Annotated in this window: 24 protein-coding genes and 1 tRNA gene; 9 read left to right on the top strand and 16 right to left on the bottom strand. The window is 28.9% G+C overall.

The features are described from left to right. Nucleotides 1-51: 51 nt before the first annotated feature. The 3 genes from FRY74_RS06160 to FRY74_RS06150 are packed head-to-tail and all read right to left on the bottom strand — an operon-like array spanning nt 52 to nt 2,296. Nucleotides 52-990 carry a hypothetical protein gene (locus tag FRY74_RS06160; RefSeq protein ID WP_147099652.1) on the bottom strand — a complete coding sequence of 313 codons (939 nt, stop codon included), beginning with the start codon at nt 988-990 and terminating at the stop codon, nt 52-54. 34 nt (nt 991-1,024) lie between these two features. Beyond that, nucleotides 1,025-1,558 carry a hypothetical protein gene (locus FRY74_RS06155; RefSeq protein ID WP_147099651.1) on the bottom strand — a complete coding sequence of 178 codons (534 nt, stop codon included), beginning with the start codon at nt 1,556-1,558 and terminating at the stop codon, nt 1,025-1,027. A gap of 45 nt (nt 1,559-1,603) precedes the next feature. Beyond that, nucleotides 1,604-2,296 carry a hypothetical protein gene (locus FRY74_RS06150; RefSeq protein ID WP_147099649.1) on the bottom strand — a complete coding sequence of 231 codons (693 nt, stop codon included), beginning with the start codon at nt 2,294-2,296 and terminating at the stop codon, nt 1,604-1,606. 133 nt (nt 2,297-2,429) lie between these two features. Here FRY74_RS06150 and FRY74_RS06145 point away from each other — a divergent pair, with 133 nt between their 5' ends. The 4 genes from FRY74_RS06145 (at nt 2,430) to FRY74_RS06130 (ending at nt 5,663) form a co-directional block, all read left to right on the top strand. Then, the gene (locus FRY74_RS06145) at nt 2,430-2,906 is read left to right on the top strand and encodes a hypothetical protein (protein ID WP_147099648.1); all 477 of its coding nucleotides are present in this window, start codon (nt 2,430-2,432) and stop codon (nt 2,904-2,906) included. 7 nt (nt 2,907-2,913) lie between these two features. Next, the gene (locus FRY74_RS06140; RefSeq protein ID WP_147099646.1) at nt 2,914-4,587 is read left to right on the top strand and encodes an AAA family ATPase; all 1,674 of its coding nucleotides are present in this window, start codon (nt 2,914-2,916) and stop codon (nt 4,585-4,587) included. A gap of 4 nt (nt 4,588-4,591) precedes the next feature. Further along, on the top strand, nt 4,592-5,281 hold the full coding sequence (locus tag FRY74_RS06135; protein WP_147099645.1) for a hypothetical protein: 690 nt from the start codon (nt 4,592-4,594) through the stop codon (nt 5,279-5,281). 130 nt (nt 5,282-5,411) lie between these two features. Beyond that, nucleotides 5,412-5,663: a hypothetical protein gene (locus tag FRY74_RS06130; protein ID WP_147099643.1), complete on the top strand. Its 252-nt coding sequence runs from the start codon at nt 5,412-5,414 to the stop codon at nt 5,661-5,663. Nucleotides 5,664-5,676: 13 nt separating this feature from the next. Here FRY74_RS06130 and FRY74_RS06125 read toward each other — a convergent pair whose 3' ends face one another. From FRY74_RS06125 to FRY74_RS06100, 6 genes are all read right to left on the bottom strand, one after another. Beyond that, on the bottom strand, nt 5,677-5,922 hold the full coding sequence (locus FRY74_RS06125; protein ID WP_147099641.1) for a hypothetical protein: 246 nt from the start codon (nt 5,920-5,922) through the stop codon (nt 5,677-5,679). 10 nt (nt 5,923-5,932) lie between these two features. Then, a complete protein-coding gene (locus FRY74_RS06120; RefSeq protein ID WP_147099639.1) occupies nt 5,933-6,292 on the bottom strand; it encodes a hypothetical protein in 360 nt (119 codons plus the stop codon). Between the two features lie 27 nt (nt 6,293-6,319). Then, nucleotides 6,320-6,595: a helix-turn-helix domain-containing protein gene (locus FRY74_RS06115; RefSeq protein WP_147099638.1), complete on the bottom strand. Its 276-nt coding sequence runs from the start codon at nt 6,593-6,595 to the stop codon at nt 6,320-6,322. A 68-nt stretch (nt 6,596-6,663) separates the two neighbouring features. Further along, on the bottom strand, nt 6,664-7,464 hold the full coding sequence (locus FRY74_RS06110; protein WP_147099636.1) for a hypothetical protein: 801 nt from the start codon (nt 7,462-7,464) through the stop codon (nt 6,664-6,666). 92 nt (nt 7,465-7,556) lie between these two features. Further along, a complete protein-coding gene (locus FRY74_RS06105) occupies nt 7,557-8,807 on the bottom strand; it encodes a site-specific integrase (RefSeq protein WP_147099635.1) in 1,251 nt (416 codons plus the stop codon). A 287-nt stretch (nt 8,808-9,094) separates the two neighbouring features. Beyond that, nucleotides 9,095-9,182 (bottom strand) — tRNA-Ser (locus FRY74_RS06100). Nucleotides 9,183-9,339: 157 nt separating this feature from the next. On the opposite strand from FRY74_RS06100, the gene FRY74_RS06095 reads away from it, so the two are divergent. Both FRY74_RS06095 and FRY74_RS06090 read left to right on the top strand, forming a co-directional pair. Then, nucleotides 9,340-10,791, top strand: a complete 1,452-nt coding sequence (locus FRY74_RS06095; protein WP_170227966.1) for a GWxTD domain-containing protein — start codon at nt 9,340-9,342, stop codon at nt 10,789-10,791. 7 nt (nt 10,792-10,798) lie between these two features. Beyond that, nucleotides 10,799-11,809, top strand: a complete 1,011-nt coding sequence (locus FRY74_RS06090) for a glycosyltransferase family 2 protein (protein WP_147099632.1) — start codon at nt 10,799-10,801, stop codon at nt 11,807-11,809. Here FRY74_RS06090 and FRY74_RS06085 read toward each other — a convergent pair whose 3' ends face one another. Then, nucleotides 11,810-12,559, bottom strand: coding sequence for a peptidase associated/transthyretin-like domain-containing protein (locus tag FRY74_RS06085; RefSeq protein ID WP_147099631.1), 750 nt, complete (start codon nt 12,557-12,559; stop codon nt 11,810-11,812). Between the two features lie 43 nt (nt 12,560-12,602). Then, complete coding sequence (locus FRY74_RS06080; protein WP_147099626.1) at nt 12,603-14,738, bottom strand: ComEC/Rec2 family competence protein; 2,136 nt, start codon at nt 14,736-14,738, stop codon at nt 12,603-12,605. 91 nt (nt 14,739-14,829) lie between these two features. On the opposite strand from FRY74_RS06080, the gene FRY74_RS06075 reads away from it, so the two are divergent. Then, nucleotides 14,830-15,363 (top strand): hypothetical protein, encoded by a 534-nt coding sequence (locus tag FRY74_RS06075; protein ID WP_147099624.1) that lies wholly within the window; start codon nt 14,830-14,832, stop codon nt 15,361-15,363. A gap of 23 nt (nt 15,364-15,386) precedes the next feature. Beyond that, nucleotides 15,387-16,661: a DNA/RNA non-specific endonuclease gene (locus FRY74_RS06070; protein ID WP_147099622.1), complete on the top strand. Its 1,275-nt coding sequence runs from the start codon at nt 15,387-15,389 to the stop codon at nt 16,659-16,661. A gap of 3 nt (nt 16,662-16,664) precedes the next feature. Here FRY74_RS06070 and FRY74_RS06065 read toward each other — a convergent pair whose 3' ends face one another. The 4 genes from FRY74_RS06065 to surE form a co-directional block, all read right to left on the bottom strand. Then, nucleotides 16,665-17,834 (bottom strand): SpoIID/LytB domain-containing protein, encoded by a 1,170-nt coding sequence (locus FRY74_RS06065; RefSeq protein ID WP_170227965.1) that lies wholly within the window; start codon nt 17,832-17,834, stop codon nt 16,665-16,667. A gap of 67 nt (nt 17,835-17,901) precedes the next feature. Further along, complete coding sequence (gene lpxB, locus FRY74_RS06060) at nt 17,902-19,011, bottom strand: lipid-A-disaccharide synthase (protein ID WP_147099618.1); 1,110 nt, start codon at nt 19,009-19,011, stop codon at nt 17,902-17,904. A 1-nt stretch (nt 19,012) separates the two neighbouring features. Next, complete coding sequence (locus FRY74_RS06055; protein ID WP_147099616.1) at nt 19,013-19,309, bottom strand: hypothetical protein; 297 nt, start codon at nt 19,307-19,309, stop codon at nt 19,013-19,015. Further along, nucleotides 19,296-20,066 (bottom strand): 5'/3'-nucleotidase SurE, encoded by a 771-nt coding sequence (gene surE, locus FRY74_RS06050; RefSeq protein WP_147099615.1) that lies wholly within the window; start codon nt 20,064-20,066, stop codon nt 19,296-19,298. The genes FRY74_RS06055 and surE overlap by 14 nt, the downstream gene beginning before the upstream one ends. Before the next feature lie 121 nt (nt 20,067-20,187). Here surE and FRY74_RS06045 point away from each other — a divergent pair, with 121 nt between their 5' ends. Further along, nucleotides 20,188-20,988 carry a universal stress protein gene (locus FRY74_RS06045; RefSeq protein ID WP_147099613.1) on the top strand — a complete coding sequence of 267 codons (801 nt, stop codon included), beginning with the start codon at nt 20,188-20,190 and terminating at the stop codon, nt 20,986-20,988. A gap of 79 nt (nt 20,989-21,067) precedes the next feature. On the opposite strand, the gene FRY74_RS06040 is transcribed toward FRY74_RS06045, so the two are convergent. Continuing rightward, entirely contained in the window at nt 21,068-22,753 is a 1,686-nt protein-coding gene (locus FRY74_RS06040) for a formate--tetrahydrofolate ligase (protein ID WP_147099611.1), read from the bottom strand. Between the last annotated feature and the right edge of the window lie 104 nt (nt 22,754-22,857).

The following is a 22,857-nucleotide window of genomic DNA, read 5'->3' as shown; positions in this document are numbered from 1 at the left end:
ATGTTGTATTAATTTTTTAAAATAAACTTCTTCAAATTAATTTGTTAAGACTTAATGGGTAATTAGATTTTTTAAAATAAGACTAAAAGTGTCTTTCTGCTTTTTTAATCCTTTTTTATATGTCTTTCTATCGATAGTCCCAATATCATAATTAAAGTATAGGTAATAAGGATTATAGAATAATTCTTTACTTACCGATTGTGGGTAACCGTCCCAATATTTATCAGGAATAAAGTCTAGTAATCCAACGCCTTTTATATTATTGCGAAAAGCTTTATGCCAATTTTCATTAGATAATTCTACGCAATATTCAATTACTAATAAATAAGCCATAAAGAGAGCCTCTTGTTCAATATCATCAAAAACCATGTGCTCTGCAAATGACATAATTTCATTATAAAAATCGGAATCAATTTTTTGTTTAACCAGGAGGTTAGTGTAAATCCATTGGTTTAAATAGTAAGGATTGCGAATTAGACCAATTTTACCTTTGTTAAAATATTTTAGTGCTTTATTAGGATTTTCAGGGAGATAAGTTAATGCTATTGATAAATTATAACAAGCTGAATCGCATTCAAATTGCTTACAAACTATAGTGTCTTTGAATGCTTTTTCAAATAGTTTTCGAGCGTCTATATTTTTACCTTTAGCTAGGTTGTCATTTGCTATAAAATAATTTGGGTAAAAAGAATCACTGCCTTCTTTTAACGCTGATTTATAATATTTTTTTGCTTTGTTATAATATAACTTTATTTTATGTTTTGTTGTTTCTTTTTCTGATTGTAATTCAAAGGCAAGACCGCTATAAGTATTAATAAGTTTTTTTTCAGCAGGAAAAGTTTTTATGTACGAAACATATTCTAAATACCTTTCATTATTAAAAAGATTGCAAGCCGAATCTTGCATTTCTATTTTTGATAATTGAGCTATGCTAACTTTTTGGAATATTACGCTTCCAAGAATAAGGATTATTAGTTTAAGGTGTTTCATGGTATTTCATTTTTTGACATTAAAGAGTTAAGTTCTAGACTAAAAGTTGTTTGTGTGAAGGTGCTTTAACAATATTTGGAAAATACAAGCTCATCCAACCATTCTGGCCATCAATTATATGTTTCTTTTCATTTCTTATTTCACAAAGTCTAATAGCTTCTTTAGGTATATCTCCAAAAGTTACTATATATAGTTTTCTATTCTTTATGAAACTTCCTCCGAATTCTTTTTCACCTACATCATCAATAAACCAGGTTCTATTTAAATATTTAGTATCTATTCGCCAGATGTCATAATATTTTTTTATAGCTCTTTTTAAGATGTTTTTAGGTGAGTCTCTATACCAACCTATTTCTTCATCAAAATCCCATTCATATTGATCTAAAATAAATGGATACCAATTAGTGTTTATTAATTCACAATTATGGGCAAATACAGCATTATTGTATCCAATGTTTTTATTACTATTAGAAAGTATACCTTTGTTGAGTATATTCTCTCTGTTTTCTTTTGAGGTAATATGGTAAACAAATCTATTTGGAATAATATGATATCTGTAATTGCTCATATTCATCCTAACGTAATACTTAAAAAAATACAGCTATAAAGAAGGTTACTTTAAATAATTTTCAGCAAAATTTTCATCGAATTCTTTAAGCTTTCTTTCTCTTTCTTCAAGTCTTAATTTTTCTTTTTCGATATGCTTAATCCTAGTGGATTCATTATTATATTTATTAAAGTTGGACATTTCCTCTCTCATTTTTTCGATTTCTTCATTATTGTATTGAAGGTTGTTTTTAGAAATTATATCATAGGAAATAGAGTTGCTTATTTTGGCCCCATAATAAATAGCAACAAGAAAGATTAAAATTCTAAAAATGCGATTTCCACCTAAGTAATATATTTCGTGTCCAACAAAAAATAGTATTAGGTTTAATATTCCAATATTTAAGTTAAATGCAGCAATTGAATCTAGAGTTTCTTTACTAAAAGCACTAGATGTAACTTTCATTGAAATCCATCCTAAATGAAAATCTACTAAAAAATAGATTACACTTAAAATTGTAAAAATGTTAATATAGAGTCTTTGTTCAATATTTCGTCCATCATAACCTTTTCCACCATCTCCAGTTATCATCCATACAATATAAAGCGTAAATAATAAAGATGGTAATGCAAGAGCGAAAAATGCAAATAGGATTATATAGATAATTAACACTGTAAATTGTACTTTAATTAAATCGGTAAATGATAATTGATTTACTCCGATTAAGTCTCCAAACTTAAATATCTTATAAAATTGCATATAGGGGATTGTGTTAGTTAATAGCTTTAAAGATTAACGAAGTAATTTTCTGGATACAGCATTGGAAGTAAAGTTGTTGTCTTAATTTTTTTTATAAATGCTGTAAATAAAAATCTACATCGTTAGTAATAGCATGAAGAGCAGTATTGAAAAAAAAATAAGTTTGATTTTACTATCTCTAGTTAGTCTGATGTCATGTGTAATATCAGATGAAAAGGCTCAATCTACTTTTGATATACAAGTAAGTAAAAGTAGTGATGCCAAAAATGGATGGTCTAATCCTGCATTAATTAAAGGATCTTCTTTCGGAGAAATTATAAATACAGCTTATAGATTAGGTAATTATCAATTACTAGTAAGGTTAACAGATTCAATTTCTAGAAATGAATTGTCAGAAGAAGAGATCATTAACTTTTATAAAAAAATGAATATGGGGTTTAAAATGAAATTACAAAATATAGAAGGACATAATATTAATTATAAACTTTTTTACAAAGTTGAAGTAACAGCTACAGAACAAGTTTTAGTAATGCCAGTAATAATTGAAGATGATACAGTAAGGTTAGAGTTAACAGCTTTTATTGATGAGTTAAATAATTTAAAACGATAATTTATATATGGGAAAAGAAAAAATCAATATGCCAGAGACAATGATCGATCAAATTGAAACGATAGCTAATCTTTTTACAAAAGTAGAAGATTCTGATACTACTGAAGATATTCTTAGTGGTCGAAAGGAATTTGATATTGTTAATCATCTTTCTTTAGTATTAAACCTATCAATTACCGAGACGATTTTATTTTCAGTGTTGATGCATTTACAGATGAGAGATAATTATCAGAGTACTATTGTTAAGATTTCTGATTTTATCTGTTATCCTGTTGTTGAATTATATAAGAAATATAAACATTTTGAATCTTTAAAAAGAAAAGGATTTATTGAAATAAAAGAGAATAGAGGAGAAGATCGAATAATAGTTCGAAAAAAAGTATTCAAGCAAATAATTAGGATGGAAATTCCACATCAAATTGATGATGATATAACTATTGTAAATCTTATGCAAAATTTATATCAGTTGATTGAGGGTAATAGATTTGATCAAACTAAAGATGAATTTAGTGAAGAAATTAAAGCCAATTTGGAAAGTTCTAACGAAATAAAAGAATTGAATTTATTAAAATCCATGGGATTAAAATGGGAAGAAATAGTTGTGTTTCTTTTTGTTGCATATAGTTCAATTATTGAAGATAGGAGTGCGAATGTACATTACGCTGGTCGAGCAGTTTATGAAAATTTAAACAGGTTTGTAAGCTTTAAGCGTAGCTTACTTCACGGAAAAAATATATTGCTTCGAAAAAAACTCCTAAAACTAGAGGGTGGGGTGTTTATGGATAATGAGTTTTATCTTCTAGGAGAAGTTGGTGCAAAAATTATGTCAGTGACTCTAACTAAAACCTTAGCTAAAGTGTTTAAGACTGATGTTGGAGAAATTATTAATCCTGAATCAATAAGTAAAGTCGATTTGTTTTACAATTCTAGAGAGTTAAATGAGGTTAATAATTTAAAGAAAGTCCTTAGGGAGAGTAATTATAAAAAATGCATAACAAGGCTTAAGAGTAAAAAATTACAGGAAGGCATTACAGTTATGCTTTATGGTGCACCTGGAACAGGAAAGACAGAGCTTGTTTATCAATTATCTCGTATTACTGGAAGAAAAATCCTTATGGTTGATTTATCTTCTGTTAGAGATAAATATGTAGGCGAATCAGAGAAAAGAGTTGCAAAGGTTTTTGATGATTATGTTCGTTTATCTAAAATTGAGTCTAGAACACCTATTTTGCTTCTTAATGAAAGTGATGCTTTAATTAGTAAAAGAATAAATGTAAAAGCATCTGTAGACCAAATGAATAATTCTATGCAAAATGTGTTTTTGCAAAAAATGGAAGAGTTTAAAGGCATAATGATAGCAACCTCCAATTTGATTGGTAATATAGATAAAGCTTTTGAACGTCGCTTTTTAATCAAATTAAAAATTGATAAGCCAGAACAGCATAATCGGTTTAAGATATTACATCATCATTTTCCTGAATTATCTAAAAAACAAAAAGAGGAACTATCTTTTAATTATGATTTGACAGGTGCGCAGATAGGGAATGTGTCAAGAAGGTATACAATAGATGGAATTTTTAATTCTAATCAAGATGAATCAAGAATAGAAGAGCTTATTAAGCAAGAGTTGATGAAGTCTAAAGTGACAAAATCTAAAAGAAAAATTGGCTATTTGAATTAATATATTGGATAGGGTTATTAGGAAATATTATAAAGATGAAAATGGAAGGCCATTATTTTGTATAATAGTTAATGTTTTAACTGAATTATCTAATGATGAAGTTGAATTTAATTATTATCCTTCAATTCATTTTTCATTTCCATTCTTTGATTATTATAAATATGAAGAGATTAAAAAGGTTACTGAAAGGATAGAAAATTTATTATTTGAAAATCCTTATGAAGTAATTGATGATGAATTATCTGAACTAGCTACTTCTATTAAAAATGAAGAAGATTTAAGCCTTCTATATTTTCCAGATTTCCTAATTACAAAAGATAATATGGTATGCTGGAGTACTTTTAACTCTTTTTTAAATGGGTATGAAGGTCAATATAAATTTGATCAATTTGCTTATAATCTTTCTAATAGGATAGGTGATGCTTCACTCTGTTCTAATACAACAAATCAATATTTATTTAATGTGTTAAAATATTTATTATTAAACCCAATAAGTCCTTATAAATTAGTAGAAAGCAATATAAAATACTTTATGAATTATTTACCTGGAAATTATCAGGACATGGTTCTTGATAATTTTCAATTGGATTTATCTTGCTTTGAAATCGTTTATGAATTAGAAAACGATTCTAGGATTTATTTACTTAGGAATAATAATAACGAACCTATTATGTTTTGTAATGTTAAAAAATAAGATTAGGTGCTATTTTTTATGAAGTGGAAGAAACTAATATAAAATTAGGGTATATCATGATAAATCAATATATGCTGTAAAAATTTAATTTATTCGTTATAAATTAATGTAAATATTAATAAATAAACAGATGGATTTAAGAAATATATTTGACTCCAAAATAGGAGGTGCTATTGATACTCAGTTTAAGACAAACATAGCTTTTGAAAGAATAGAAAATGCAATTCATGGAACTTCTAATGGCTTAGCAGGGTTTCTTTCCACATTAGATTTTATTGGAAATATATTAACGATTCTTTTAGCATTGTTTATTATAACTGTTTTATTAATAATATGGATTGTCAAGAAAGGAGTCTTTTTTTATTATTGGATTAGGAAATAATTAATATTAAAGGCTATTTATTATTTTTTAGCTTCTCACACATTCTTTTCCGTATTTTAAGTCTTAATTCTAATCCCGCAATTCTTTTTTTAAAATCTTCAATGTCATCACTAGATGACATTAAAGATAATTGATTGTTTACCATTAGATTTAGAAGGTAATTTACACTTACACCTTCTTGTACTGCAATGTATTGTAACACCTCTTTAATTTTTGGGTCAACTCTTGCAGTAATAATTTCAGTTTTCGAATTTTTCATCTTTATAATATTAATATTTACAATATGTTTTAGCTCTACCTAAGAAATCCTCTCTTAAGGTTGTTAAATCTTCTTTTGCTGATTTAGAGTTAGGATTAGCTTCGTACTTTAATTCATGATGTAGAAGTTCCATTTGGTGTAATAATAGGTCAATACTAGTTAATGATTCACAGATATTAAGCATTACTTTATTTGCTGGTAAATTAAGCTGATGTAGCAGTTCTTCGAGAGCATCAATTTGGTTAAAAACTTCCTTGTTTAATTGCTGATAGTTTTTTGATTCATCAACTTTCATTTTGTTACAATCTAATACATGGTTAATAGTGTTTGCGTGTTTTACTTCTTGCAAGAATTCTTTTTTACTTTTCATTTTTTTTTTGTTGTTTTTAGTTAATTATTAATTTATGGTGTTAATTTCGAGTGTCTCTAAAATTTTAATTTTTGGATAATAATATATACTACCAATAAAAGAGTAGGGGATTTCCCCTTTCTCTCTCATGGCTCGCAATGTGTTATCGCTAATGCTTAATAGTTTTCTTATTTCTTTAGACCTCAAGTAGGTTTCTTGTTCGAGGTCAATTGGAGAATTTGTGGTAATATTCTCCATCATAGATATTAACCTTATTTCAAGATTATTTATATCTTCCTTTGTTACTAATTGATTAGGGCTCATAATTTCTTTTTTTAACAAAGAAACTGAGAGTAAAAAACCTAAATCATTTAGTTGACACTTTTTAGAATTTAGTTGACACTTTTTATAGGTATAAACCTAAAATTCTTGAGCCTGTCATTTGCTTTCTGAAAATTATCGAAAGCTTTATCAAGTTCAGATAGTAAGGAATGTTTCTGTTGGTTTGCACGAGTTATATTTGCTGGACCATTTACTTTTGATAATGTAGAGAATAAATATTCTTGACCATAAGCTTTACCATTTTGTTTAACACATTCGAAAGTGGCATTAAGTGTTTTTGCAAACTCCTTATTAAAAGGTTCTCCATTTCTAAAATCATAAAAATAACCAGCGTCTTTCAATAGGTGGAGTCCTACGGAAGTTGTGAAACTTGATGCTGTAATTTTTATTTTTTTAAAATCAACAGGTGTTTGTTTTTCGGGTTTTGAAAATTTTATGGGGATTAGTTTTCTGTCTATGATATCAAATATAAAATCAAGTTTTAATATACACTCTTCCAATTTATAAATGCAATCATTAAAGTAAGAAAGAATTATAACGTTTAATTGAGTTGGGTAATTGTAGGCTTCGATTTCATTTATTGCCCTTTCAACAGACCACTTAAAGTGTTTTATATCATTTTTTATAGATAAAACTTCAAATGTGTCAAGTTCAACATATTTTCTTTCTTTTATTTTTTGATATACTTTATTTAAAACATTAATGCTCGGATTCATATCTGTTAAAGATGATGCTAAAGCATTATTTATTTTAAAGTAATCTTCTTGATTGAAGTTGTCAAATTGTTGGATTGTTGTTTCAAGATGTTTTTTGAAATCTAATTTTTTAATATTTTCTGAAAGATCTTTCATAAATTAAATATTTAGTTTAGTTAATGTTTGGTAAAGTTCTGAATTAAAGAGTTATGAAATTATTTTTTTGTTTTATTTTTAATGAATGAATGTTAATAACTATTACTTTTTCTAGTGTTTATAGTGAGTTTACTTCTTAATAATTTCATTTCTTCACCCACTCTTTGATTTTGAATTTTGCCGTAATGCATTGTCTGTTTTAAATTAGTATGTCCTAGCATTTTACTTAGCACTTCCATAGATAATCCATTAGCTAAAATTATAGTGCAGCTAAAAGTATGTCTTGCTAAATGAAAGTGAATTCTTTTCTCTATTCCGACGATTTCAGCTATTTCTTTTAAGTACTTGTTTATTTTTTGATTAGACCTTTCTGGGAGTATTTTATTTGTTTTTATGCAATTAAAATCATCTCTATACTTATTTATGATTGCTTCAGCTTGAGGTAAAAGAGGTACGTCACATTTGATTTTAGTCTTCTGCCTTCTATGTATAATCCATTTCTGGCCATCATTTCCATTTTGAATATCTGAATAGGTTAGTGAGAAGATATCAGAGTATGCGTAACCAGTATAACAAGAGAGAAGAAAATAATCCCTTACTACTTCAAGCTTTTTTGAAGGAAGTTTTACAGTCTCAAAAAGGCTCAATTCAGTTTTAGTTAAAAATTCAACTTCCTTGGTTACTATTTTTTTATCATAGAGGGCAAAAGGATCTTTTATTAACCAATCGTGTTTTACTGCTAGCTTCGCAAGTTGTCTTAGGCTTTGAATGTATTTTACAGTAGTGTTGTTGCCAATCTTTTTAATTGACCTTAAGAAGATGTCAAAACTTTCTATGAAGCTATAATTAAGCTTGTTTAAGGCAATATTTTCTAAACCATACTCATATTTTAAAAAATCATTGACATGATTGTTTAATGTTTTGAATTTTCTTAAAGACTCCTTAGCTCTAATTCCATTTTCTACTAGAGGAATATAAATTGAATATTGTTTGTTAAATAAGTCAGATAGCATAATGTGATAATTTATTATACTGTCTTCGCCATTTACTAAAACCTGTTTTAAAGTATGAGCACTAAATTGTGTTCCTTTTAGGGTAAGGTTCTGTTCAATTAAATGGATTTTATTGATTAGTTCATCAATTTTTCTTCTAATGTGAATTTCTTTTAAAGCTTTGGCAAAAAGAAACTGGGTAGTCTTTTTCCATTTTTCTTCATCTACCCAGAAGTCGGTGCTTAGGGTTGTAGATGTGTTTAAGTACTTGATTTTCAAGAAGACTTGAACATTTCCTTTCTTGTCTACCTTATCATTTTTAATGAAAAGGGTAACTCTTAGTTGTTTCATATTACTGTTTTTTAGTTAAAAATTCAGTAAATGTTACTATTCAAAGTGTCAACTAGAATTTAGTTGACACTTTTTTTACGCTAATAATCAGTTAGTTACACCTGTTTTGGTTCCCTTTTTTCAAAAATCGTTACCCTGATTTCCTAGGGTAACGAATAGGGTAGTGATGTTGTGCGTATTCAAGTGATTTATGCGTTTTTGCTAGAAAATGCAAAACACAAAAAAACCCTTGAAGATCAATTCTATCAAGGGTTTTGCGCTTTTTTGCGGTTTTTTGAGTTTCCGCTTGGCGGAGAAAGAGGGATTCGAACCCCCGGTACCTTGCAGTACAACAGTTTTCAAGACTGCCGCATTCGACCGCTCTGCCATTTCTCCGCTGCAAAAGTAGCAATAGATTTTAAAAAACAACTTATTTTTAATAAAAAAAAACTGTATTTTTTCAAATACCTTAATAATCAGTTTTTTACCGTTAATTAAATATCAATGGTATCTTCATAGATAAATGTTAATTTTACAATATAAATTATATGGTATGAAAAAACTTATTTTCTTTTCTCTATTAGCTTTGTTTGGTGGTAAATTTATTTATGCAACTAATATGCAAGCTAATTTTAGCTATTGTTCTTTTTACAATCAAGAAAAAGGTCCTTTTATCGAAACTTATTTATCTTTTGTTGGAGAATCACTTATCTACAAAAAGAATGAGAACGGAAAGTTTCAGAGTGGAGTAGAAGTTGTTTTAATATTTAAGCAATTAGATAAAATAATTGATTATAAAAAATATAACTTATTAAGTTATGAATATGAAGATTCATTAGCTTTAAAAACGAACATAATAGATCAGCAGCGTATTCCTTTACCAAATGGTGATTACGATTTTGAAATTAGTTTAAGAGATTTAAATACTGATGAGAAACCTTTTGTTAATACCCAAAAATTAAAAATTGAATATAATGATAGTGATATAAGTATTTCTGATATTGAGTATGTTGAATCGTTTAAGAAAACAGAAACAAAAGGTATTTTAAGTAAAAGTGGCTTCGATTTATTGCCTTACACATCTGATTTCTTCGCAGAAGATTTTGAGAAGATTGCTTTTTATGCAGAAGTTTATAATTCATCAAAAGTATTAGGCGATGATGAAGACTTTTTAATTAATACCTACATCGAATCATTTGAAACTAAAAATGTTGTGGGTAATTATAAAAGTTTTAAAAGAGAGAAAGCTAAAGCTGTAAATGTCGTGTTTAGTTCATTTAATATTGAAAAATTACCTTCAGGTAATTATAGTTTAGCTATAGAAGTTCGAAATAAAACAAACGATTTAATAGCCTCCAAAAAGATTTTCTTTCAGCGAAGTAATCCAGGGGTTAGTACTTTGTTAATTTCTGATGATTATGTAAATTCTTTTGTAATGGAGATTTCTCCTGAAAAAATGCAAGACTATATAAAATGTCTAGAACCTATATCTTCTAATGCAGAATTAAGTTTTGCAAAAAATCAAGTAGATGCTAATGACCCTGAATTGATGAAACAGTTTTTTTATAACTTTTGGTTAACCAGAAATCCAACGAATCCAGAAGAAGATTGGAAAAAATATAAAGAGTTGGTTGATATTACTCAAAAACAATATGCAACTTCTATAAAAAGAGGATACGAAACTGATAGGGGTAGGATATTTTTAAAACATGGAAAACCTAATACTATAAGTGAGATGAAAAATGAACCAAGTTCATACCCTTATGAAATTTGGCATTATTACAGTGTAGAAGGAAGAAGTAATGTAAAATTTATATTTTATGATACAGATATAATATCTAACGAATACACATTACTTCATTCTACAATGCCAGGAGAGATTTTTAACTCGCAATGGAAAGTAGATTTACATAAACGTACAAATGCTACTCGTCAAATAGATCAAGAAAATCCTAGAGAATATTCTCAAGATAGAACAGAAGAGTATTTTGCCTTACCTAAATAAATTAGCGTTGGATAAAGTTGCAGTAGTTATTTTAAATTGGAATGGTAAAGATTATTTAGAAAAATTTTTACCAAATGTATTGCAATACAGTAAACAAAACGCTAAAGTTTATGTTGCTGACAATGCTTCAACAGATGATTCAATAAATTTTATCAAAAATAATTTCCCTGATGTTGGTGTTGTAATTAATGATAAAAATTACGGTTTTGCTGAAGGTTATAATGAAGCTTTAAAGAAAATAAAGGCTGAATATTTTGTGCTTTTAAATTCAGATGTAGAGGTTACTGAAAATTGGATTGATCCCATTATTGAGTTGATGGATAAAGATTGTTCTATCGCAGCATGTCAGCCTAAAATTAAAGATTACAACAATAAAAACTTTTTTGAATATGCTGGGGCTGCAGGTGGGTTTATAGATTATTTAGGTTACCCATTATGTCGTGGACGAATTTTTAATCACATAGAAGAAGATAAAGGTCAATATGATGATATTGCAGAAATCTTTTGGGCAACAGGTGCGTGTATGTTTATTCGAGCTTCAGTATTTAATGAATTAGAAGGGTTGGATAATCACTTTTTTGCTCATATGGAAGAAATTGATTTGTGTTGGAGAATGAAAAATTCTGGTTACAAGGTTATGTATCATCCAAATTCTTCGGTTTATCATGTTGGTGGAGGAACGTTAAATAAAATCAATCCCCAAAAGACGTATTTAAATTTTAGAAATAATTTGTTTCTACTGCATAAAAACTTACCTAAAAACAAACGGTTTAAAATCATTTTTACACGATTAATTTTAGATGGACTGGCTGGGATTAAAATGTTATTAGAAGGTAAACCTAAACACACTCTGGCTATACTTAAAGCACATTTCCATTTTTATGGAGACATAAAACAAAACAATGCCAAACGATTAAAAAAATACCAACCAAATACTGTTGGTATTGTTAGTAAAAACATTTTGTTTTTGTCATTTTTTAGAGGCAAGAATACGTTTAAAGAAATAATAGATGCTTAATTATTTGTAGACAAGATATTCCCTATAACAATCTTGTATTTGTTTAATTATTTCGTAACCATTTGATTTTTCAATAAAATCATCACTAAAATCACAATAATATTTAAAGTCATTAATTGTAGTTTCATCATCAAGGTAAGTAGCTTGTTTTATTATATTGTTATTGAATTTAGAAGCTAAAAAGGCTTTGTACCTATCTCTAATGATTAATTGTTCATATCTACGTTTACTTTTTCCTTGTTTACTTAGTGCATCATATAGCATTGAAATTCCTCCTCCAATAGTTACGCCTAACCTACCACCATTATCAACATAATTGTACAAATGCCCATTTAAAAAAATTAAAGGACTAATTTGAAGTGTAGAGTCGTACAATTCTAATTCCGAGAATGCATATCTAAATTCATTAAAATCCTTGTAGGGTATTACAGTAAATTCTTCTAAGTTGTAATTTTTAGGTGAAATATAAATTGTAGTTATGTTTTTATTAGCAGGAAGTGTTAATGTGTTGTAACCGATTGCAGAAATTTTAAGCGTATCATTTTCAGCTACAATAAAAGTAAAAGTTCCATCATATTCAGAAACAACCCCATAATTTGTAAAAAGGTTAATGATGTGTACAAACCCAACAGGGGTAGAATCTTTTGCACTTAAAATAGTACTATTTAAATTGAATATAGATTGTGCTTTTAGTTCAAGAGAAGCTGAGCAAAAGATAAATGTAATAAGTAAAGCAGAAATATATTTCACCTTTTAAAATTATTAATTTTTTGATTGTCAAAAAGTTAAAAAATCATAACACTAAATTAATTGAGTAAGATCCCTGTGTTAAAACCGACCAATAATCTATTTCTAAGTTTTTAGCTTCGTTTATTAATTTTTCATTTGTGTAGTTTGAGTTTGAAGAATCGATAATCAATTGCTTAAAGGTATAAGATTTCATAACTTCTGAAATAGAAGTTGAGTTGTTTTTTGTCCATATTAATAAATCGATATTAATTGGTGCTTTTGCTTTTTTATGAGTTAGATTGTTGTCAATAATAGCGATTTTAGTGTTGTAAAATTGAAAGTAATTTAATTTGGTAAAAAGGTTTTGATTTGAAATTCTATAAATATTAGAAAGTAAATGTGCTTTTTTTAGTTTATCTAAATCAACAACTTTTTCATTTTTCACCCCTTCTTCAATCCAATTGTTTTTTACATGATATAATAGTTTGCTCTTATTGTTATAGAGCTTTATATCAGATAAAAGAATGTTGTCTTTACCATCAATAAAATTGATTGCTGAATAATTAGGGATGTTGTAAATCATTATTTTTTTCTGTTTGGATTGCTCAATAGAATTAAATCCGACATCAATTAAAAACAAAATAATAATAGTTTGGCTAATTAAAAGAAATTTCAGTTTTCTTGAAATAAAAAGAACGACAATAAATGTGATGACTAGGTATATTAAAATGGTATGTTCAAATGTAAACCTAACATTTGCGGAAACGGAATAGGGGAGTTCGTTTATAGTATTTACAGAAGCATTTAAAATCCAAATAGACTTATTTAGTATATAGGCTGTAAACTCATTTGCATAAGGTATAAAAGAAATAATAAATAAAGATAGTCCGAGATACAAAATGATTACAGCAAAAGGAATAACAACTAAATTAGAGATGAAAAAATAATTTGGAAATTGATGAAAGTAATACAAACCAAGAGGGAAAGTGGCTATTTGTGCAGCTACAGAAACGGTTGTTAAGTCCCAAAAATACTGTATGATTTTGTTTTTAGGTAAGTAAAATTTACTAAGCCATGGTTGAATAATTACAATTCCAATTACCGCAATATATGACAACTGGAAACCAACATCCATTATATAAAACGGATTGTAGATTAGAAGCACAAAAGCAGAAGCAGCTAACGTGTTATAAAAATTGGAATTTCTTTTTATCGCTTTAGCTAAAACAATAAAACTAAACATGGTTGAAGCTCTTAAAACTGAAGGTGATAAACCTGTAATAAAAGCATAGGACCACATAAGTAACAATATGATTATTGCTTTAATAATAATTCCATATTTTAATTTTTCTAAAAATTGGAGAAGATAATTAAAAATCATAAAAATTATACCTACATGTAAACCAGATACAGCTAAAATGTGCATTGCTCCAGCACTTGAGTAAGCATTTTTTAATTGAGCATCAATATTGTTTTTATAGCCTAGTATTAATGCTGAAGCAACTCCTAATTCATTCCCTTTCAATCCATTTTCTTCTAAAATTTTAATGAGTTTAGTTCTAAATTTATCAGCATAAAGGAATAAGCTATTGTTATTAGTGTTGTCAATTATCTTCCAATTGCTTGATTTTAAATAAGATTGCTGATGAATAAGGTGAAACGATAAATATCTTTTATAATCAAATTCGTTAGGGTTTTTGGGGTCTGGTACATTCTCAAATTGAGGGTTAAATGAAATGTAATCACCTAATTTTAAGGATTCTGATAGTGAATCTTTTTGAACAAACACAATTACATTTCCATTTGTTGAAACCCAATTTTCATTGGTTTTTAATCCTTTTATTGCAATTGTAGTCTTTACCGTTTTCTCTTTAATTAGAGGGGGAGAAATTACTTCTCCAATCATTACTTGGTTTTGTTTATTGTTGAGTTGAAAAGGTTTGCTACTATTTGATTTTTGAAGTGTAATAGTATGTCCTAGATTAAAAAGGATGAGGTAAATTAAAACTCCAAATAGCCATTTTAATTTGTAGCTCGAATTTATTTTTTTAATGGATAGAAGTAGGAGGTAAGAAATTAAAAAAACTCCAAGTGTGTAATTTGTTAATTGATTTTCTAAAGGGATATAGATAGCCGAAACAATTCCTAAAATAAAAGGGATAATAAATCGAATTAGCGGTATTTGAGCTAAACTTGGCATGAAGTTTCAATATTATAAAAAATATACCTTTTATTGAATGGTTATTGTGCTTTTAAAAGCAATAACTTACCTTTAAATAAAATTAATAGATATGAAGAATTTTGCAATAATTTTAGTCTCATTATTTTTTAGTTTTAACGTTTTTTCTCAAGCAAGAGACTTAGAAGATGAAGGCTATAAAACACTTTATGTGATTGTAATTACAAAAGATGGAAATGTAAATCATGTAGTGAAAGAAGGAGCTCAAATTAGTACAAAAATTGATGGAAGAACTGTAAATGGAAGATGGTATTTTAAATCGTTTCTAGATGTGGTTTCAGTTGTTGGTAAAGACAATGAGGTACTAACTCAAATAGCTTTAAATAAACAAGAACCATTAAAAATAGTAACTCCACAACCTAAATCAGGTCCAAGTATTGGAATTGGTGTTGGACCTGTTTCTGTTTCAAATTTTGGACCTGGATTTCAATCGTTTAACATGACTAAATATAAAGCTGAAATAGTAGAGCGATTAGAAACAAAAGAAGAAAAATTAACTAGAGAATATTACGAGAAGAAGGAAAGAGAAAGGAAAGAAAAAGAAGCGGCTAAAGCGGCAAAGAAAGCAGCTAAGAAAAATAAATAAAGAACTTAATGATCAATAAAATAATGATAAGAATAGCAATATTGTTATTCTATCTTCCTTTTACTGGAGTTGCTCAAACAATCAATCAACAAATAATTGATTTAACCAAAGAGGTTGAAGTTTTAGAATCTAAAAAAGGGGAAGTTCAGTCTAAAATTGATGAACTAAAACTTGCGAAAATAAGACAAGAAATTGCAGAGATAGGTTTACCTAAACCAGTAGAAGGAGAAGAGGTGATTTCTCATTTGGCTTATAGTTTGGTTTATGATGAAAACCATGAACAAGCAAAATGGGTAGTTCATATAATTTCTACTGATATAATAGATGGTAAAGCAAGTAGGTCGAATAATTTTAGAGTTGATACGCTAGTAAAAACAGGAAGTGCAACTGAAAAAGATTATTTTTTAAAAACTAAAAAACTTGGAGAGAAAAACAAATATGAATATGATGGATTTGGATATGATAGGGGCCATTTAGCCCCTTCAGCTGATTTTAAATGGAATAAAAAAGCCCTGTCAGAGTCATTTTATTATTCAAACATGTCGCCTCAGTTGGCAGATTTTAATCGAAAAAAATGGGCAAAACTAGAAGGGTTGATGAGAGGTTATGTTGAAAATAACAATGAGCAATTATTTATTGTAACAGGACCTATTTTAAATGATAGTTTGCCTGTAATTGAGCGAGGTGAAAATCAAGTAACTATTCCTGAGTATTTTTATAAAGTAGCTTTAGATTATGCTAATAAAAAAGCAATAGGATTTATTATGCCAAATAAAGACATAAAGAATCCTATTTCTAGCTTTGCAGTGTCTATAAACGAAGTTGAAATGGCTGCAGGAATAGACTTTTTTTATCAATTGGATGATGAGTTAGAAGAACAATTAGAAAGTCAAAACCAAGTAAGTGATTGGTTGCCAGAAAGCCAAGAAACAGATGTAACACCAATTTATCAGCCTAGTTTACCTCCTGGAGTATTTAATACTGTACAAGCTAAAAACTATATAGGTAACGGGAAAAAAATTACGGTAAAAGGAACAGTCGTAAATGCAAGAGAAACCAAAAATGGTCATTTATTTTTTAACTTAGATAAAAATTATCCTAATCAAATATTTACTGTTGCGATTTGGAAACAAAACATTGTCAATTTTAGCTACAACCCTTTGGTAGAATGGATGAACAAAAAGATTACAATTAGTGGTAAAATAGCTGATTTTGATGGCGTTCCAACAATGATATTGGAGAAAGAGAATTCAATAGAATTTGATGAAGACCCCAAATATAAAATGATAGTAGAATAGGGGTTAAAAATCTTGTTTAAAAAAGTCTAACGATTCTAAGTTTATCATGTGCACATCTTTATAATAAAAGTGCAGTATTTGAGCATAAGAATAGCCTAATTTAGCCATTCGCATTGCGCCTTCTTGACATAATCCAACGCCATGGCCAAATCCCTTTCCCTGTAAAACTATTTCGTTTCCTTTAGGAATGATATCAAATTGAGCTGATTTTAATCGCCAATCACTTCTAATGTCAACTAAGGGTATTTTTATATTTTGTTTTTCAAAGTTTTGCTCTCTACAGTTTTGAAAATACTCTAAACTGCATTCGTGGCTTAATTCTTCTTGAGGGTATTTATGTTTTGATGATAAGTAATTTATCCAATCTGTTTTAGGGATTTTTTTAGTCCAAACGGCATTATTTTCATTTAAACAAAAAGTGTCCTTTACAGATCTTAGATAGTATAAACTTTGTCGCCATACTTCTTCTGAATTTGCAGTTTGTCCACCACAATTTGAGTAAAAAGTAGCAGTAATTAAATTGATATCGCTATCAACAATTACAACCCCTTTAGTTTCAAGTGCGGCATCTTTTATTAAAGCCGATTTTGGTTTGCTATTGTATGCTTGGCAGTGAACTTTATCACATAAGCTAAATCCTTCTGCTTGATGTCTGTCTATGTTTTTTAAGGCATAAGTTCTGCAAATAATGGCTTGTAACTTAAAATACTCTGGGGGAGGGCTTCTACCAACTTCAGACTCAACAACGCCACCAACATAATTATCGATATCGATGTTGTTTATAAGTTGAAAGTAGCTATCATAGTTATGAACTTTAACGAGTAAGTTGTCGTCATAAAATTTAATTTTTCCAGCAGGGTTATTGGTTTTAATTTTAAATGAATTTTCCCAAGCAGTTCCAATAAATCGAACTTTTTTAAACGAACCGTAGTCTTTGTCAAGTGACTTGACAAGGATTTCACCATTTGAATAACTTAATTGTATGATTTCATCATTTTCAATATCGGTTAATTTACCCGTTTCTGTATAAATAGTGTATTTACCCTTCTCAGGAGAAAAGATGAAGGAAGTGATTTTTGTTTGATATAAAATGCCAATATTTACAATTTCTGCTTTACTTATAAATGAAGTAAGAGCAACAATAGCGAAAAGGAATAATTTTAGTTTAAACACGGTACAAAAGTAATAGGATAGAAGAATAGTTTTATTAATGGGCTAATCAGTTATCCACAATTAACTATTAATTGGTTAAGTACTTGTTCATTAATTGTGCCGTTCTTTTAGAAGCTCCATAACCACCTAATTTTTGCTTTAATACAGAGTATTTTTCAGTAATAACTGTCCTGTTGTCAGGGGTTAATAGTTTTTCGAGCTCTTTTGTTAAGTTTTTTGAAGTTAATTTTTCTTGAATTAATTCAGTTACTACTTCGTTATCCATTATTAAATTAACCAAAGAGATGTATTTAACTTTAACGATGGCTTTAGCAATTAAGAAAGAGATTTTATTGCCTTTGTAACAAACCACTTGTGGTACATTGAAAAGAGCTGTTTCAAGAGTTGCTGTTCCAGATGTTACTAGTGCTGCTGAAGATTGTTCTAACAATTGATAAGTTTTATTTTCAATAATAGAAACATTTTTATTCAGATAAGATTCGTAAACACTTTTATCTTGTGACGGTGCTCCAGCAATAACAAATTGATAATCTGAAAACTTAGTTACAACAGATAATAGAATAGGTAGCATTTTTGAAATTTCTTGTTTTCTACTACCAGGTAAAAGCGCAATTATGGGCTTGTTAGATAAACCATTTTCTTTGCAAAAAGATTCAAATGGTAACTTGTTTCTGTTAGCAATAGCATCTAATAGAGGATGTCCTACAAAGTCAACCTCCATATCAAACTTCTTGTAAAAATCTTTTTCAAAAGGGAGGATGACAAACATTTTGTCGACACATTTTTTTATTTTGTGGACTCGGTTTTGTTTCCAAGCCCATATTTGTGGCGAGATGTAGTAAAAAGTTTTTAATTTTTGAGCTTTTGCCCACTCAGCAATTTTTAAATTAAAGCCTGGGTAATCTATAAAAATAATTACATCTGGTTGGTATTGAGTAATATCTTCTTTACAAAAAGCTAAATTTTGTAATATGGTTTTAATGTTCATTAACACTTCGGCAAAGCCCATAAATGCTAAATCTCTATAATGCTTAACAATAGTTGCTCCTTGGGACTGCATTAAATCTCCTCCCCAACATCTAAACTCAGCATTAGTATCGGTTTCTTTAAGGTGTTTTATAAGATTTGAAGCATGTAAGTCTCCAGAGGCTTCACCAGCAATAATATAATACTTCATTTTACATAAAAAACATATAGTATAAGTAAAAAGCTGCATAAATAAGTGTTGCAAATACAACACCTTTGGCAGAGTTATCTTTTTTTAACCAATAAAAAATAAAAAACAATCCCAAGTTAATTAAAAGAGCACCTTTTAAATCATTAACTAGCGGACTGAACATCGCATTTTCAAAAATATATTCTAAAGTAAAATTAGAATAATAGGTTAAAATAATATGCATTACTGTTGCTGGAAGTAAAATACCTGGAATTAACCCTATTAATAAATGATCGAACTTTTTTTTAGTTGGTTTCATCTTCAAAATGTTTTAAATCATTAATAACGGAATAATCAGTTACATCGTATTGAACTGGTACAACTGATACATAATTATTTGCTAGTGCCCATTCGTCAGTATCATTTGTATTGTCATAAACAACAAATTTACCAGTTAACCAATAATATGTCTTCCCATTTGGGTCAACTCGTTCATCAAAATCTTCTTCCCAATTTCCATTTGCTTGTTTACAAACTTTAATGCCAGCAATCATGTCAATTGGAGCTTTAGGGATGTTTACATTTAAACAAATACCTTTTTTATAATCGCTATTAAGTACGTTTTTAATAATTTTTTTAGCGAAGTGTTTTGAAGCTCTAAAATCTGCTTCAATGCTATGGTCGCATAATGAAAATCCAATAGAAGGAATTCCTTCTAAAGCTCCTTCAACTGCAGCTGACATAGTACCAGAGTAAATTACATTAATAGAAGAGTTAGAGCCATGATTTATCCCAGATACAATTAAATCAGGACGTTGAGGCATTAATTTGTTTACAGCAATTTTAACACAGTCAACCGGTGTGCCAGAACAAGAATAATAATCGACGTCATTTTTACTTGTTTTATCAACTCTTATGGTATTGTTAAGGGTTACTGCATGTCCCATTCCGCTCTGTGGTTTATTAGGAGCAACAACTGTTACTTTTCCAAATTGTTTCACAACATCAATTAATGAAAGAATGCCTGGAGCAGTTATCCCATCATCATTAACGACTAATATTACTGGTGTTTTCAAATTCGTGGTTTTTCACAAAAATAGTTTTTATCAATCGGTAATTAAACCATTTAATAAGATATTTGATTTTTATCATTTGTTTATTTGATTTACGAAATTAACTTTGTTGAAAATACTAATTATGAAAAGCTTACTAGTTCCTACTGATTTTTCAAAATACGCTGAAGCAGCATTAGAATATGCAGCATTTATTGCGAAAATTAGAAAAAGTACAATACATATATTAACAGTTGTTCGTTCAACTGATGAGGCTGAATATAAAAAAGCTGAAGTTGACTTGAAGCAATTGCTTAAGCTTGATTTTTTAGCTAATATTAAAATTGAGACATATATTAAAATTGATGGCCAGATATGTGATAAAATTGTAGAATGTGCTGAGGAAGTAGAGGCAGATTTAATTTTAATGGGTTCTCATGGAACATCTACTGTGTCAGATATATTATTAGGTAGTAATACTGATAGGGTTGTTCGTAAATCAGAATTTAGTGTTTTAACAATTAAACATAAGGTTTCAGACATGAAAATTGACTCCATTGTTTTTGCTTCAGATTTTTCACCTGAATCAAATCGAATCTTTTCTATAGTTAGAACTTTTGCTGATAAGTTTGATGCCAAAATACATTTGTTAAAGGTTAATACCCCAACTCATTTTGAGCCAACGCGAGTATCTATGGAGAAGATAAATCATTTTATTGAAAATGAGGGGCTTTCTCCAATATCTGGTGATAAGTATAGAGTAGCATTATATTCTGATAGTACTCAAGAACTAGGAATTTTAAATTATTGTATAGAAAACGAAATAGACATGATGGCATTGGGAACTCATAAACATTCGTTTTGGCAATTAATGTTTGAAAGTACTTCCAAAAACTTAGTAACTCATTCGTTTAGACCTGTTTTAACTATACCGATACCAGAATAAGTTTATTTGATAATGATATATAAAAGAAAAACCTCAGAACATATGCTCTGAGGTTTTTTCTTTTTATATTAAAGTTTAATTAAGATAAGCCTGAAATTTTACCATTATCATCAATAAACATATGTTCTGAAGCAGGAATTACAGGAAGTCCTGGCATACGCATCATTTTACCTAAAATAGGAATAACAAAACCTGCACCTGTAGCAAATTCGAATTCACGAACATTTATTCTAAATCCAGTTGGTCGAGCTAATAATGATTCATTGTCAGAAAATGATTTTTGAGTTTTTGCCATACAAACAGGAAGACCTTGAAGACCTAATGTGTCAATTTTTCTAAGATCTTGAATAGCTTGTTTAGAGTAGTCAACACCATCAGCTCCATATATTTCTTTAGCTATACGCTCAATTTTTTCTTTTATAGATAAGTTCCAGTTGTATAGAGGAGTAAATTTATTTTTACCACCTTCAATTTCAGAAACAACTGCTTCTGCTAAATCTGTCATCCCTTCTCCTCCGTTTGCAAATCCTTTTGCTAAAACTGCTTTAACATTCATTTTAGCACATTTTTGTTGTATTAATTGAATTTCGTCATCACTATCTGATGGAAATGCATTAATTGCCACAACTGGATTTAGTCCAAACTTCTTACAATTTTCAATATGTTTTTCAAGGTTAGCAAAACCAGCAGAAACTCTTTCTGTGTTGGGGTCATTATACTGTTCTTTTGAAGCTCCTCCATGGTGGCGTAAAGCTCTAATGGTAGCAACTAAAACTAGTGCTTTTGGTTTTAGATTTCCAGAAACACATTTAATATTTAAAAACTTTTCAGCTCCTAGGTCGGCACCAAAACCAGCTTCTGTTACAACGTAATCAGAAATTGATAAGCCCATTTTAGTTGCAAGTATAGTATTTGTTCCTTGTGCAATATTTGCAAAAGGACCACCATGAATAATTGCAGGATTGCCTTCTAATGTTTGAACTAGGTTTGGTTTTATAGCATCTTTAAGTAAAATAGCCATAGCATTTTCAGCTTTCAAGTCTCTAGCATAAATTGGTGTTCTATCGAATGTAAATCCAATAAAAATATTACCCAACTTTTCTTTTAGATCTTTAAAACTTTGAGCCATGCATAGAATTGCCATAACCTCGGATGCAGGTGTTATATTAAAGCCATCTTCACGAGGTATACCGTTTGCAGTTCCACCTAAACCAATTGTAATATCTCTAAGAGATCTATCATTCATGTCCATTACACGTTTCCAAACAATTGTTCTTGGGTCAATACCAAGGTTATTAGTTTTGTTTTGGATATTGTTATCTATAAGAGCAGAAAGCAAGTTGTTAGCTTTTTCAATAGCTGAAAAATCACCTGTAAAATGAAGATTAATATCTTCCATTGGAACAACTTGAGCATAGCCACCACCGGCAGCACCACCTTTAATTCCGAATACGGGGCCTAAAGAAGGTTCTCTTAAAACAACGGTTGCTTTTTTCCCAATTTTATTTAACCCCTCGGTTAAACCAATTGAAGTAGTTGTTTTTCCTTCTCCAGCAGGAGTAGGAGTAAGTGCAGTCACTAAAATTAGATTACTTTTTTTAATCTTAGATTGGTCTATTAATGTTAAAGGAAGTTTTGCTTTATACTTTCCATACATTTCTATATCGTCCTCATCAATACTAAGTTTGCTTGCAATGTCTTTGATGTGAGTCATAACATTTTTTTGAGCTATTTCAATGTCTGATAAAAATTTTGCGTCTGCCATGTTGTGTATTTTAAATGGAGGTTAAATATAAAAATATTAGTTTAAATCATTGAGTAAACAGGGCTAAATTATATTTAACATGATTCTAATCTAAATAACGAAGA

Origin of the sequence: Vicingus serpentipes, assembly GCF_007993035.1 — a bacterium.
GTDB classification, from domain to species: domain Bacteria; phylum Bacteroidota; class Bacteroidia; order Flavobacteriales_E; family Vicingaceae; genus Vicingus; species Vicingus serpentipes.
The sequence above is the reverse complement of the archived record's forward strand: the minus strand, read 5'-3'. Positions and strand labels throughout refer to the sequence as shown.